Source organism: Micropruina sp., from assembly GCF_047602085.1.
Lineage (GTDB): Bacteria > Actinomycetota > Actinomycetes > Propionibacteriales > Propionibacteriaceae > Micropruina.
This window is the reverse complement of sequence record NZ_JASGID010000007.1, coordinates 455,163-469,558: the sequence shown is the minus strand read 5'-3', so window position 1 is coordinate 469,558 and position 14,396 is coordinate 455,163. Positions and strand designations below refer to the sequence as shown.

General features: G+C 67.4%; 11 protein-coding genes and 1 tRNA gene. 5 read left to right on the top strand and 7 right to left on the bottom strand.

Going from position 1 to position 14,396, the window contains the following annotated elements; all coding sequences use genetic code 11:
- Window positions 1-364: 364 nt before the first annotated feature.
- From QM721_RS14640 to QM721_RS14620, 5 genes are all read right to left on the bottom strand, one after another.
- Complete coding sequence (locus QM721_RS14640) at window positions 365-1,567, bottom strand: glycosyltransferase 87 family protein (protein ID WP_415123275.1); 1,203 nt, start codon at window positions 1,565-1,567, stop codon at window positions 365-367.
- Window positions 1,568-1,659: 92 nt separating this feature from the next.
- Window positions 1,660-2,274, bottom strand: a complete 615-nt coding sequence (gene thrH, locus QM721_RS14635) for a bifunctional phosphoserine phosphatase/homoserine phosphotransferase ThrH (RefSeq protein ID WP_415123273.1) — start codon at window positions 2,272-2,274, stop codon at window positions 1,660-1,662.
- A gap of 3 nt (window positions 2,275-2,277) precedes the next feature.
- Window positions 2,278-3,579: a homoserine dehydrogenase gene (locus QM721_RS14630; RefSeq protein WP_415123271.1), complete on the bottom strand. Its 1,302-nt coding sequence runs from the start codon at window positions 3,577-3,579 to the stop codon at window positions 2,278-2,280.
- A 54-nt stretch (window positions 3,580-3,633) separates the two neighbouring features.
- A complete protein-coding gene (gene lysA, locus QM721_RS14625; RefSeq protein ID WP_415123269.1) occupies window positions 3,634-5,037 on the bottom strand; it encodes a diaminopimelate decarboxylase in 1,404 nt (467 codons plus the stop codon).
- A 57-nt stretch (window positions 5,038-5,094) separates the two neighbouring features.
- Entirely contained in the window at window positions 5,095-5,601 is a 507-nt protein-coding gene (locus QM721_RS14620; protein ID WP_415123266.1) for a hypothetical protein, read from the bottom strand.
- A gap of 161 nt (window positions 5,602-5,762) precedes the next feature.
- Between QM721_RS14620 and QM721_RS14615 the strand changes: the two genes are divergently transcribed.
- From QM721_RS14615 to galK, 3 genes are all read left to right on the top strand, one after another.
- Window positions 5,763-5,834, top strand: a tRNA-Arg gene (locus QM721_RS14615).
- Window positions 5,835-6,365: 531 nt separating this feature from the next.
- On the top strand, window positions 6,366-10,322 hold the full coding sequence (locus QM721_RS14610; protein WP_415123263.1) for a multifunctional oxoglutarate decarboxylase/oxoglutarate dehydrogenase thiamine pyrophosphate-binding subunit/dihydrolipoyllysine-residue succinyltransferase subunit: 3,957 nt from the start codon (window positions 6,366-6,368) through the stop codon (window positions 10,320-10,322).
- Window positions 10,319-11,467: a galactokinase gene (galK, locus tag QM721_RS14605; protein WP_415123261.1), complete on the top strand. Its 1,149-nt coding sequence runs from the start codon at window positions 10,319-10,321 to the stop codon at window positions 11,465-11,467. The genes QM721_RS14610 and galK overlap by 4 nt, the downstream gene beginning before the upstream one ends.
- On the opposite strand, the gene QM721_RS14600 is transcribed toward galK, so the two are convergent.
- Entirely contained in the window at window positions 11,385-11,819 is a 435-nt protein-coding gene (locus QM721_RS14600; RefSeq protein ID WP_415123259.1) for a hypothetical protein, read from the bottom strand. The two genes, galK and QM721_RS14600, sit on opposite strands and share 83 nt — an antisense overlap.
- 196 nt (window positions 11,820-12,015) lie before the next feature.
- Here QM721_RS14600 and QM721_RS14595 point away from each other — a divergent pair, with 196 nt between their 5' ends.
- On the top strand, window positions 12,016-12,267 hold the full coding sequence (locus QM721_RS14595) for a WhiB family transcriptional regulator (RefSeq protein ID WP_415123257.1): 252 nt from the start codon (window positions 12,016-12,018) through the stop codon (window positions 12,265-12,267).
- A gap of 288 nt (window positions 12,268-12,555) precedes the next feature.
- Here QM721_RS14595 and QM721_RS14590 read toward each other — a convergent pair whose 3' ends face one another.
- Window positions 12,556-14,013 (bottom strand): sensor histidine kinase, encoded by a 1,458-nt coding sequence (locus QM721_RS14590; protein WP_415123255.1) that lies wholly within the window; start codon window positions 14,011-14,013, stop codon window positions 12,556-12,558.
- 71 nt (window positions 14,014-14,084) lie between these two features.
- Between QM721_RS14590 and QM721_RS14585 the strand changes: the two genes are divergently transcribed.
- Complete coding sequence (locus tag QM721_RS14585) at window positions 14,085-14,159, top strand: 50S ribosomal protein bL37 (RefSeq protein WP_415123453.1); 75 nt, start codon at window positions 14,085-14,087, stop codon at window positions 14,157-14,159.
- Window positions 14,160-14,396: the final 237 nt, after the last annotated feature.

The window sequence follows — 14,396 nt, the reverse complement described above, 5'->3', positions numbered from 1 at the left end:
CGGACGGGTGCCTTCACCGGCGCCCGGACAGCAATTTGGGAGGAGCGTGACTAGCTCCGGCACAGATCCTGGATGCGTTTCATCTCCCAAACCAAAGGGCTTTGATGAAAGGAGTCCTCGACGAATCAGATCGTCAGCCCCGATCTGCGGGGGCGATTGGCTGCTTTGCAGCGCGCTGTAAGCGTAGCACCGCACCGGCCAATTGCTCGAAACGACGCGGCTGGGCGAGATATTCCGCCGATCAGAACCCCTAGAGCAGCGCTGATCAACGCAACCCTCGCTGGTTGAGCGTGTCGAAACCCCTAGTGAGCGCATTCCGTTCGAGGTATCGACAAGCTCGACCAGCCAAAAAAACCGCGCTGCCCTAGGGTGCTGTCGAATGCTGCAGGGCGAGTTGCGCCCGGCGACGGTCTCGGCCCCAGGGTGTGTAGGCCGCGACGATGCTGGCGATCAGAATGGCCACCCCCAGGTAGACGCCGAAGTTGTCGACGAGCATCTGCAGCGGCGTGTAGGTCAGTTCGATGTTGTTGTCACCGGGCAGCAACTTGAACGGCGCGAAGGCCGTCCAGATCGCGTAGAACAGCCCTGTGACGCGCAAGTAGCCCGGCAGCCGCTGATTGCGCAGCAGCACGACCCCGAACGGCACGATCCATACGTAGTGGTGCGACCACGAGATCGGCGAGGCGAGCAGGCTGGTCAGCCCGGCCAGGCACAGGGCGTAGGCCACCTCGCCGGCCCGGTGCATCAGCACGGCGGCGACCAGGCCGATCACCCCCACCAGCGCGGCCATTACCAGCCCGCCGCGGCTGGCCTCGCCCAGCAGCCGGGTCCACACCCCGAGCACCGACTGGTTGGTCTTGTACACGATACCGCTGTTGAGCCCCGAATCGCCCGAGAGCAGCATGCCGAAGTACGTCAGCGACGGCCCCCACAGCACGACGAACCCGATCGCCGTGCACGCCAGAAAGGTGATGAAGCTGACGATGCCTTCTCGTCTCTTGCCGGCGCAGAAGTTGTAGACAGCGATTACCGCCGGTGTGAGCTTGACGGCCGTAGCCACGCCCGTGAGCCACCCCTCGGGCAACAACCGGCGGCGAAAAACCGTGGGGCCCGGCATCGAATCAAGCACGGCTGCAGTGACCAGAAACACCGCCAACTGTCCGAAACCGAGGGTTTCGCGCACCGGCTCGACCAGCCACACGATCGCGGTGGCGGCCAGGCTGAGCCGAGCCCCGGTCAGGCCGAGCCGGTGCAGCATCGCCATGAGGCAGACCACGTTCAGCCCCAGCCACACCCATTGCGCAACGGCCAGCGGCAGGACGGCGAAGGGCACCGACAGCAAGGCGGCGAAGGCCGGGTAGATCCAGGGCAACCAGGCTTCCACGTGGTAGAAGTCTTGGCCGCGCAACACCAACTCGCCGGTGCGGCGGTACACGTCCAGGTCGATCATCGCAGGCGCCCACGGTTCGAAGCTGCCGCCAGGAATAGTCGTCGCGCCGGCGTAGAGGCCGGCCAGCAACGGAGGCAACGCCAGCAACACCACGTACCCGATGCGGCCGATCTTCACGTGCCTCAGTTAACCATCAGGCGCCGCTGCTGGTCGGTTGAGGCGCGCCGAGCGCGGCCGAGCGGCACTGGCCCCCGGGCTGTCGCGCGACCTCAGACGACCGGCAGAGAGGCTGCAGCCCGCTCGAACGCGGCCCGCAACCCGGCGTAGTCGGTGGTGACCGGAAACTGCGGGAATTCGGCGATCACGTTGGCCGGCGGCCGGAACAGGATGCCGGCGTCGGCCTCGGCGAGCATGTTGGTGTCGTTGTAGGAGTCACCCGTGGCTATGACCTTGAAGTTCAGCTCGTGGAAGCGGCGCACCGCCTCACGCTTCTGGTCGGGCATCCGCAGGGTGTAATCGACGATCCGGTCGTCAGCGATCTGCAGCTTGTGGCACAGCAGCGTCGGGTAACCGAGCTTGGCCATGAAGGGCATGCCGAACTCGTAGAACGTGTCGGACAGGATGATCAACTGGAACCGCTGCCGCAGCCAGGCAACCATCTCGACGGAGCCGGGCATCGGGTCGAGGGTTCCGATCACCCGCTGGATCTCGGTCAGCGTCAACCCGTGGGCGTCCAGCAGGTCGAGCCGGTAGCGCATCAGCACGTCGTAGTCGGGCTCGTCGCGGGTCGTCCGGCGCAGCCCGTCGATGCCGGTGGCCTCGGCCACGGCGATCCAGATCTCGGGAATCAGCACCCCTTCCAGATCGAGGCAGGCCAACTGCATGACTCAGCCCTCGACCCGCATCAGGGCGATGTCGCCGGTGACCTCGGGCATGGCGCGCAGGTCTTCGACGGCCGCCCGCATGTCGCCCACCCGGGCCGCGTGGGTCAGCACCGCGAGCCGCGCCGCATGGCCCTCAGGACGCCCCGGCTCGCTCTCTTGCCGAACCGCCTGAATCGACACCTGGTAACGGGCGAAGCTAGCCGCGATCTTGGCCAGTACGCCCGGCTCGTCGTCGACGCTGAGCGACACATAGAACCGCGACGGCACCAGGCTGCGCGGGGTGATCGGACGGGCCGAGTACGACGACTCCCCCGGGCCGGCCACGCCGCGCACTCGGTTACGCGCCGCGGTGATCACGTCGCCCAGCACTGCCGACGCGGTGGGTGCGCCACCGGCGCCGGGGCCCATGAACATCAACTGCCCGGCGTGCCGCGACTCGATGAAGACCGCGTTGAACGCTCCTGACACGTTCGCCAGCGGATGGTTCGCCGGCACCATCGTGGGGTGCACGCCGACCGAGATTGAGCCGTCCGGCGCCAGCGCACAGCGGGCCAGCAGCTTAATCACGTAGCCGAGCTCTTTGGCGGTGGCCACGTCACCGGCGCTCACCTTGGTGATGCCCTCACAGTCGACGTCGTCGAGCTTGACCCGGCTGTGGAAGGCCAGGCTGGCCAGAATGGCGGCCTTCGCGGCGGCGTCCAGGCCCTCGACGTCAGCAGTCGGATCGTCCTCGGCGTACCCCAGCCGTTGCGCCTCGGCGAGCACCTCGTCGAACGAGCTGCCCTCGGTGTGCATCTTGTCGAGAATGAAGTTCGTGGTGCCGTTGACGATGCCCTTCACTGCGGTCACCTCGTCGCCCACCAACGACTCGCGCAGCGGCCGGATGATCGGAATGGCGCCCGCGACGGCGGCCTCGAAGTACAGGTCGACACCGGCCTTCGCCGCCGCCTCGTAGACGGTCGCGCCGTCTTGGGCGAGCAGTTGCTTATTGGCAGTGATCACCGAAGCGCCGCCGTCAATCGCGGCCAGAATGAGGCTGCGCGCGGGCTCGACGCCACCCATCACCTCGATCACCAGGTCGATGCCCTTGCGGGCCACGAGTTCGGCGGGGTCGGCGGTGAGCAGCGCCGGGTCGATGCCGGGGCGGGGCTTGGTCAGGTCGCGCACGGCGATGCCGACCAAGTCGAGCCGACGGCCCACCCGGGCCTGAAACTCGTCCCCGCTGTCGAGCAGGAGCCGGGCCACCTGGCTTCCCACCACTCCGCAGCCCAACAGGGCCACCTTGAGCGGTCTCGCTGGCGTCATCGCGTCCTCATCTTTCTCATCTCGTCGGCAGGCGGTCGTTCTCGAGCCCATACCTCAGGCCCCGGGGTCGAGCGCCAGTAGATCGTCCAGTGTCTCGCGGCGCAGCAGCGTGCTGAGCCGGCCATTCGAAACGGCCACCACCGGCGGGCGCGGAACGTGATTGTAGTTGCTCGCCATCGAGCGGCTGTAGGCGCCGGCGGCGGGCACCGCGATCAGGTCGCCGGGCCCGATGTCGTCGGGCAGAAACTCGTCCCGCACCAGAATGTCGCCGCCCTCGCAGTGCTTGCCGACCACCCGCGACAGCACCGGACCCCCATCACCGGCCCGGTTGGCCAGGGCGGCGGAATATTCGGCCGCGTAGAGCGCCGGACGAATGTTGTCGCTCATCCCGCCGTCCACGGCAACGTAGCGGCGGGACTGGCCGCCACCGAGCTCGACGGTCTTCACCGTGCCGACGGTGTAGATCGCGGTTCCGGACGGGCCGCAGATGGCTCGTCCGGGTTCGATCGAGATGCGGGGAACGGCTAGGCCGAAGCCGCGGCACTCGTGCTCGACGATCGAGCGCAGCCCGTCGGCCAGCTCGGCGGGGGTGGCCGGTGTGTCTTCCTTGATGTAGCTGATGCCGAACCCCCCGCCCAGGTCGAGTTCGGGCAGCGTGACCCCGGTGGCCTCGCGAAACTGCGCGAGCAGCTTCAGCGTGCGCCGGGCGGCAACCTCGAAGCCGTTGGTGTCGAAGATCTGCGAGCCGATGTGGCTATGAATGCCCTTCAGTACCAGGTGCGGGCTGTGATGGCTGCGCACCATGGCCACCAGCGCGGCACCGCCGTTGATCGAGAAGCCGAACTTCTGGTCTTCGTGGGCGGTCGCGATGTACTCGTGGGTGTGTGCCTCCACCCCGGTGGTCACCCGGATCATCACCTCGGCGACCGTGCCCGACTCGGCGCAGAGCTGCTCGAGCCGGGTGATCTCGTTGGAGGAGTCCACGATGATGCGGCCCACGCCGGCGTGCAGCGCGGCTCGCAGCTCGTCGGCGCTCTTGTTGTTGCCGTGCAGGCCGATGCGCGCGGGGTTCACGCCGCCGCGCAGGGCCACCGCCAACTCGCCGCCGGTGCACACGTCGAGGCCGAGCCCCTCCTCGGCGATCCAGCGCGCGACGGTGGTGCACAGAAACGACTTGCCGGCGTAGTAGACGTCCCAGCCCTCGAAGGCGTCGCGCCACTGCCGGGCTCGGGTGCGAAAGTCGTCCTCGTCGATCACGTAGACCGGGCTGCCCGCCTCGGCGACGATGGAGGCGGCGGTGCGTCCGGCGATCTCGAGCTCACCCTCGGCGTTGCGTGACGCGTTCTTGCTCCACAACTGCTCGGTCAAGGCATTCACGTCGTCGGGACGGGTCAGCCACAGGGGTGCCGGCGACGTCGCGTCGGCATGAATCGAGCCGGCGACATGCATGTGGGTCATGGGGCAACACTCTGCCAGAACGGTGCCGTTGCGACGCTCCGCTCCCGTCGGCTGGGATCAGGCGCCGCGGACGTCGAGCCGCACCCGATCGTCGATGCTGGCCAGCCGGAGCGCGAGCGGATCGGCGACCGGGCGGCCGTCCGCGTTGACGGTGAGAGTGCCGCAGGTCGCCCCCAGGCACCGGGCGTCGAAACGCACCCCCCACAGGGTGAAGAACTGGCCCAGCGTCACGGTGTCGGCGCCGCGACCCTCAAGCCAGACCAGGCCCGAGTCGTCGTGGGTGTGCGCCGGGCCTTGCAACGCGCGCGGGCGGTCCATGCCGATGTAGGCCGCCAGCGGCACCGGCGTGCCGTCGATGGTGATGGCCAGGGTGAAGCGGCGCTGGCCGGTGGTGTCGTCGAGCCGAGACGGTTCCAGGCCGGCGGCCTCGATCTGGGCCAGGCCGTCGCGGGGAGCCGGCCACGGGGGTGCCGAGCTGCGCAGCACCGGATCGCCCGGCGGCGTTGGTGCCGAGCAACCGGCCAGCAGCATTGCCAGCAGCAGTGCCACTCGCCGTACCCGCATACATGGCACCTTAGGCGACTCGACCTCGGCGCGGGCAGCACAACAGGTTCCCGACGTCGGCCACCGGCCCGACCCCGTTGCGCCGGGCTCCGTTCGGGGCTGCGGCGATTCGATGCGACCAGGGGCGATGCGGTACAGTCGTGGCCGGTCCGCTGGCCCGGGCCCCCGTAGCTCAGGGGATAGAGCGCCGCCCTCCGGAGGCGGGTGCGCAGGTTCGAATCCTGCCGGGGGCGCAGATGCGAGAGCCGTTGTCAGAACCGTGAATCGGTCGGGCAGCGGCTCTCGTCGCATCTGACGCCAGGACACATTCAGGACACGCCAGCTTTCAGCGCATCCTTGCGGGCCACCTCCACCGGCCTCACCCTCACTCTGGAATGCCTCATGGTTCGTTGGTTCAGGGGACGGTTCTCGTCGGTTCAGCCAACCTGCCTCTGGCGAGGCGTCCGTTCCCGCCGAAAATCGATGGTCCCTCGTCGCCACTAACGCATGCGTCCAGCCTGCATCCATTTTCAGTTGATGGACGGTTCGGCGAAGCATCCGGAACCGTCCCCTGAACCATCCGGAACCGTCCCCTGAACCATCTGGAACCGTCCCCTGAACCGACGAGAACCGTCCCCTGAACCATCCGGGTGGCTACGCCGACGGCGAAATCAGTGACGCGTCAGGCCCGGTTGCGGCATGGCCGGTTTCCCCTCACCGACTGGCTGAGTAGCATCGGGGAACAACAGGCGTCGCGGCCTGTGCGGCAACGGAAGAAGGCGATCGTGGTCCTCGCGCCCGGTAATTTGACGGCGGACAACCCATCCACTGATGAATTTGGTGCCAACGACTGGTTGATCGATGAGATGTTCCAGGCCTATCAGACCGATCCGAACTCGGTCGACGAACGCTGGCAGCGGTTCTTCGCTGAGCGCGCCGCCATCGACGTTCGTCCCGACGCCGCCAAACCGCCGACGGCACCCGAGCTCACGGCACCCGAGCCCACGGCGCCCGAACCGGCCGCGCCCCAGGCGAGCCTTGCCGTTGCCGCGCCCAGCCCTGCGGAGCCCGCCGCGCCCCAGGCCACCACACCCGCTCAGCCTGCGACCCCGACGGTCGCGCAGCCGTCCGAGGCCGCTGCTGCACCACGGGCCGTTGCGCACGAGCAGTCCTACACCGTGGTCGCCGAGAGCGCCCCGCGCCCGGCCACGCCTCGCCCGGCGCCGGCTCCACCGGCGGGTCAGACCCCCGCGCCTCAGGCGACGGTCGAGTCGTCCGCCTCGACCGGTCACGACGCCGGGCCTGAGTCCCCCGGCACCGGCATGGGCCTGTCGGCCAACCGGCCCAGCCTGGTGGTGCGCAAGGAGCAGTCGAGCGAACCCACCCGCACCCAGCTCAAGGGCGCACCCATGCGCACCGCGCGCAACATGGACGCCTCGTTGGCCATGCCGACCGCCACCTCGGTGCGCAATATTCCGATGAAGCTCGCCATCGATCAGCGGTTGATGGTGAACGCGCACCTGGCGCGATCGACCGGCGGCAAGATCTCGTTCACGCACCTGATCGGCTACGCCATGATCAAGGCACTCAAGCAGGTGCCGGCGATGAACAACGCCTACGAAGAGGTGGACGGCAAACCCTTCCTGGTCGAACCCAACGCGATCAACCTGGGCCTGGCCATCGACCTGCCCCGTCCGGACGGCGGGCGGCAGCTACTCGTTCCCAACATTAAGGGCTGCGAAAGCCTCAACTTCGGTCAGTTCTGGGCGGCCTACGAGGCGGTGGTGCGCAAGGCCCGCAAGGGCGAACTGACCGTGAGCGACTTTCAGGGCACCACCGCCACGCTGACCAACCCCGGCGGCATCGGCACCAGCCATTCGGTGCCGCGGCTGATGGCCGGCCAGGGCCTGATTCTGGGCGTGGGGTCGATCGACTACCCGCCGGAGTTTCAGGGCGCGTCGATGCGCCGCATCACCGAAGGCGGCGTCTCGAAGGTCACCACGCTGACCTCCACCTACGACCACCGCATCATTCAGGGTGCCCAATCGGGCGAGTTCCTCAAGGTGATCCACGAACTGCTGCTCGGCAAGCACGGCTTCTACGACGAGATCTTCGCCTCGCTGCGCATTCCCTACGCCCCGGTCCGCTGGGCCCAAGACGTCAGCGCCGAGCGTCCGGGCCAGATTCCCAAGCCTGCCCGGGTGTTCTCGCTGATCGCCGCCTACCGGCAGTTCGGCCACCTCATGGCCGACATCGACCCGCTCGAATACCGGCAGCGCTCGCACCCCGAGCTCACCCTGGAGTACCACGGCCTCACCTTGTGGGATCTCGACCGCGAGTTTCCGGTGGGCAACTTCGGCGGTCACGACGGCGAAGTGATGGCACTGCGCGACATTATGAGCACGCTGCGCGGCTCGTACTGCCGCAGCATCGGCATCGAATACATGCACATTCAAGACAACGAGCAGCGCGCGTGGATTCAAAAGCGGGTCGAAGTGCCGCACGCTTCCTGGCCCCGCGAGGAGCACCTGCGCATACTCGACCGGCTCAACGAGGCCGAGATCTTCGAGACCTTTCTGCAGACCAAATTCGTAGGCCAGAAGCGGTTTAGCCTCGAGGGGGGCGAGTCGACCATCGTGCTGCTGGACGAGTTGTGCGACGCCGCCGCCAACGCCGGGCTCGACGAGGTCTGCATCGGCATGCCGCACCGTGGCCGGCTCAACGTGCTGGCCAACATCGTGGGCAAGAGTTACGGGCAGATCTTCAAGGAGTTCGAGGGCAGCGTCGACCCGCGGCACGCCCAGGGCACCGGTGACGTGAAGTATCACCTGGGCGCCGAGGGTCAGTTCACCGCGTTGTCGGGCAAGACGATCAAGACGTCGGTGGCCGCCAACCCGAGCCACCTCGAAGCGGTCGATCCGGTGCTCGAGGGCATCGCCCGGGCCAAACTCGACCAACTCGGGGCCCACGAGGGCTACCCGGTGCTGCCGATCCTGCTGCACGGCGACGCCTCGTTCGCCGGCCAGGGCGTGGTGTACGAAACCCTGCAGATGAGCCAGTTGCGGCCCTACAAGACCGGCGGCACCATTCACGTGGTGGTGAACAACCAGGTCGGTTTCACCACCTCGCCGTTCGACTCGCGCACGTCGGTGTACTGCACCGACGTGGCCAAGGCCATTCAGTCGCCGATCTTTCACGTCAACGGCGACGACCCCGAGGCCGTCGCCCGCATCGCGCAGCTCGCCTTCGAGTACCGCCAGCGGTTCAGCAAGGACGTCGTGCTCGACATCGTCTGCTACCGCCGTCGCGGCCACAACGAGGGGGACGACCCGAGCTTCACCCAGCCGCGCATGTACGACCTGATCGAGCAGAAGCGCAGCGTGCGCAAGCTGTACACCGAAGCCCTGATCGGCCGTGGCGACATCAGCACCGAGGACGCCGAGGCCGTGCTCACCCGGTTTCGCGACGGCCTCGAAAGCGTGTTCAAACAGGCCCGCGAGGACGCCGAGGCCGACGACTCCTACCGCCGGGTGCCGTACTACCCGCCCAAGCTCGGCAAGACCCAAGGCACCACGATCAGCGCCGAGACGATGGCGAAGGTGGCCCGGGCACACGTGACGTTCCCCGAGGGGTTCGCGGTACACCCCAAGGTGCTGCCGCAGTTGCAGCGGCGGGCGGACGGCATTCTCAACGGCCCGATCGACTGGGCCACCGCTGAACTGCTCGCCTTCGGGTCGTTGCTGCTGGAGGGCCGTCCCGTGCGCCTGGTGGGCCAGGACTCCCGCCGCGGCACGTTCGTGCAGCGGTTCGCGGCGGTGATCGACCGCGACAACGCCGAGAGCTACGTGCCGCTCAACCACCTCGCCGACACGCAGGGCACTTTTCACGTCTACGACTCGCTACTGAGCGAGTACGCGGCGATGGGCTTCGAGTACGGCTACTCGGTGGCCGCTCCCGACGCGCTGGTGTGCTGGGAGGCCCAGTTCGGCGACTTCGCCAATGGCGCTCAGACCATCGCCGACGAGTTCATCGCCTCGGCCAACGCCAAGTGGACCCAGAAGTCGGGCGTCGTGCTGCTACTCCCCCACGGTTACGAAGGTCAGGGCCCCGACCACTCGTCCATGCGCATCGAGCGGTGGCTTCAGCTATGCCATGAGGGCGCGCTGGCGGTGTGCCAGCCGTCCACCCCGGCGAGCTACTTTCACCTGCTGCGCACGCACGCGTACGTGAACTGGCACCGTCCGGTGGTGATCGCCACGCCCAAGTCGATGCTGCGCAACAAGCTGGCCGTTTCACAGCCCACCGACTTCACCCAGGGGCGCTGGCAGCCGGCGATCGGCGACGCGTCGATCACCGACCCGTCGCAGGTCGACCGCATTCTGCTCTGTTCGGGCAAGCTGCGCTGGGATCTGGCCACCGCCCGGCACGAGGCGGGTCTCGACGGCAAGGTGGCGATCCTGTCGCTGGAGCGGCTCTACCCGCTGCCGGCAAAAGAGATCGCCGCACTGTTGGCCGAACTGCCCAAGACCGCCGTGGTGCGTTACGTGCAGGACGAGCCCGAGAACCAGGGTGCCTGGTGGTTCATTGAACAGCACCTGCCCGAAGCGGTTGCCGCCTTCCTGCCCGGCTACGACCTGCGCATGACGTCGGTCACCCGTCCGGCTGCCTCAGCGCCGTCGGTCGGGTCGCTCAAGGTGCACCGTGCACAACTGGACGCGCTGCTCGAAGCGGCCTTCGCGTGACCCTCGATCTGGCGGTGCTCGAGGCCTACCACGACCTCACCGGGGCAGCACCCGAGGGTATCTGGCGTGCTCCGGGGCGGATCAACCTGATCGGCGAACACACCGACTACAACGACGGCTTCGTCATGCCGTTCGCGTTGCCGCAGGCCGCATACCTGGCCGCCGGACGCCGCGACGACGGCGTGATCCGGATTGTCTCGGTCGACCTGGGCGAGACCTTCGAGACCTCACTGCACGAGCTGCGGCCCAACCACGACGGCTGGCACGCCTACCTGGCCGGGGTGTTCTGGGCGCTGCGCGAGGCCGGGCACGATGTGGGCGGCGCCGACCTGGCCCTGGCCTCGGACGTGCCGATCGGGGCCGGGCTGTCGTCGTCCGCGGCGATCGAGTGCGTGCTGGTCGAGGCGCTGAACGACCTGCACGGCCTGGGGATTGCGCCGATGGCTCGGGCCAAGCTTGCCCGAATCACCGAGAATGCCTACGTCGGCGCACCCACGGGCCTGATGGACCAGGCCGCGTCCACGTTGTGCACCGAAGGCCACGCGCTATTTCTGGACTGCCGCTCACTTCAGGTGCAGCAGGTGCCACTCGACCTGGCCGCGCACGGCCAGGCGATCTTGGTGATCGACACCCTCACCCGGCACAGTCACGCCGGCGGTGAGTACGCCACCCGGCGCGCCGATTGTGAACAGGCGGCCCGCCTGCTCGGCGTCGCTGCCCTGCGCGACGTGAGCGTGGACGAGCTGAACCGCAGACTGCCCGAGCTGCCCGACGAACGCCTGGCGCGTCGGACGCGGCATGTGGTGACCGAGAACCAGCGGGTGCTGAGCGCCTGCGCCGCACTGCGGGCCGACGACCTGCCCCGGCTTGGCCAACTGATGACGGCCTCGCACGCATCGATGCGCGACGACTACGAAATCACTGAACCCTCGGTCGATCTGGCCGTCGAGACCGCACTGGCCAACGGCGCCTTGGGCGCTCGCATGACCGGCGGGGGTTTCGGCGGTTGCGTGCTGGCACTGGCGCCACTCGATCGCGTCGAGGCCATCGCCACGGCGGTGACTACGGCGTTTTCTGAGTCCGGACGAAACGTCCCAGCCACGTTCGTGGTGCTCCCGGCGGCCGGGGCTGGTCGGCTGGCTTGACCCGCGACTGAAGCGCCCTGGTGGTGCTGGGCGCCACAATGCCCACCACCGAGGCCACGCACAGCAGCACCAGTGCCAGCATCCACACCTGATCCTTCAGGTATTCGCCGAACCCGAAGCCGGCCATCAGGTTGAACGCCGCCAGTGGACCCCGGGCCCACATCCGCAACTGCCACACCCCGATCGCCGAACCGATCAGCAGCAACCCGAACGCGGCCAGCAGAAGGCCGATCTGCAGGCTGAAGATGCCGTGGCCCGACGCGACGCTCACGCCGGCGAACACCACGAAGACCAGCCCCAGCAGGGCGGTGCCGGCACAAGCCACGATCAGGCCCCACGGTCGGTTCTGCACGGGCCCACGGTAGTGCAGGTCGCACACCTGCGCGGGGCCGGGAATACTCGTGGCGATTCGTTCATTTACTGATCGGCATCTTGTACTGACTGGCAATGACTTGTCAGGCTATAGTCGTTAAGTTGTGCGCCATCGCAGAGGTGGCGCTCCTGCCCTCTCGGGCACAAGATCTTCACAAGAAGGAGTTGGAAGCCGCATGGATTGGCGCCATCGCGCTGCCTGCCTCACCGAGGACCCGGAGCTATTCTTTCCCGTCGGGAACACCGGCCCGGCCCTGATGCAGATTCAGGAGGCCAAGAAGGTGTGCAAACGCTGCGACGTTCGTGAAGCGTGTCTTCAGTGGGCGCTCGACGTCGGCCAGGACCACGGCGTCTGGGGTGGCCTGAGCGAGGACGAGCGGCGGGCCCTCAAGCGGCGCGCGGCACGTTCGCGCGTGCGAGCAAGTTGAGCCCGACCGGCTGCTGAGCCCGACCGGGCGGCCCGGACGCTGCGCTCAACCCGAGCCACGTCCGGTGCCTGATCCAGCCTTGGGGCCTGAACCAGGGAAGCGCTGGTCGACCTTGTCGAACCCCCTTGCCGGAGCGAAATATCCGAGCTCTCGACGAACTTGACCAGCCAAATCATTGGGGAAACGCTGATTTTTCGCTGGTCGAGCTTGTCGAGACCTCAAACGGTGTGCTCTCACTAGGGGTTTCGACAAGCTCGACCAACGGTGGACGCAGCGATCAGTACTTCCTTAGGCCAGCGGAATCGACACCCGGGCCACCGTGCCCACCGAGGTCTCGCCGGAACTGAGGGTGAACTCGCCGCCCAGGTCGTCCACCAGCGTGGTGACGATCGACAGCCCCAGGCTGTTACTGGAGCCCAGTTCGAACTCGGGCGGCAACGGCTCGCCCTCGTTGATGACCTCGACCACTAGCTGTCCGTCGTGCTGGCGGGGCTTCACCCACACCACTCCGCGATCTTGCCCAAGACCGTGTTCGATGGCGTTCTGGCACAGCTCGGTGAGCACCAGTGACAGGCTGGTGGCGACATCGGCCGGCACGTAGCCGAAGGAGCCTTCACGCTTGAGCTGCACCGGTTCACCGGTAGCGGCCACGTCAACCACCATACGCAGCAGCCGGTCGGCCACGTCGTCGAACTTCACCGAGGTGTCGAAGGCCTGGGACAGGATCTCGTGCACCACCGCGATGGCACCCACGCGCTTCATGGCGTCGTTGAGCGCCCCTTTCGCCTCGGGCAGTGAGATACGCCGGGATTGCAGTCGCAGCAAGGCGGCCACCGTCTGCAGGTTGTTCTTCACCCGGTGGTGAATCTCGCGGATCGTCGCATCCTTGGTGACCAGTTGCCGTTCACGGCTACGCAGTTCGGTGGTGTCGCGGCACAGCACCAGTTGGCCCACCGGGCCCTCGTCGTTCTGCAGGTTGATGATGCGCAACCGCAACTGCACGTCAGGGGTCTCGACCTCGACCTCGTGCTGGCCCCGGCCACGCAGCACGTTGGTCAGCGACATCTCGACCGGGGCCCTGGTGCGCAGCAGCGCCATAGTGACCCGGGCCAGGTTCTCACCCTCCAGGTCGGCGGTCAGACCCATCCGGCGATAGGCGCTGACCGCGTTCGGGCTCGCGTAGGTGACCATGCCGTCTGCCCTCACCCGGAGCATGCCGTCGCCGACCCGGGGCGAGACCCAGGGCACCGACTTGTCGACGTCGGCCGGGTACTCGCAGCGGTGCACCATGCCCGACAGCACGTCCGCGGCCTCGAGATAGGCGTCTTCGAGCGCGCCGGGCGCGCGCACCCCCATCTGGTTGGTGTGCGCCTCGACTATGCCGATCACCCGGCCGCCCCGCACCACCGGAATGGCATGCACGTCCACCGGGATGCCGGCGCGCAACTGATTGCCGCTGGTGAGCACGATCTCGTGCGACAGGTACGCCTCGGTCACCTGATGCTCGGGGTCGTAGTGGATGTCCTCCCCCACCACGTCGTCTTCGAGTGCGGTCGGCCCGGTAGTGGGACGTACCTGCGCGCAGGCCCAGAAGACGTTGTCGTCGACGCCCGGCACCCACAGGATCAGGTCCGAAAACGCCAGATCGGCCAGCAGGTGCCACTCGGCCACTAGATGGTCCAGCCAGGCCACGTCCTCTGGGCCGAGGGAAGTGTGCGCGTCGATCACCTCGGCCATCGTCAGCATGCCTGCCACCCTATGGCAGAATAGATGATCGCGCCGACGGGCGCCCACGAGCACACACGAAGGAGACCGGCATGGGCAAGGGTGGACGTAAGCGTCGTTCCCGCAGGAAGAACAAGGCGAATCACGGCAATCGTCCCAACGCCTGAGTCGCCGAGTCGCTTCACCCGAGGAAGCGCTACTCAACGTAACCACCGCTGGTTGAGCTTGTCGAAACCCTGAGCCAGAGCAGCACGGCCGAGGTCTCGACAAGCTCGACCAACGAACGTCGATGCCGGTTGGGCTTGTCGAAACCCCTTGCCACAACGGCATTGCCACGGTCTCGACCAGCAACAAGTCAGCGTTCCTCGAAAAATGAGATTCCACAGGTAGGCGAAGTCGGCTGG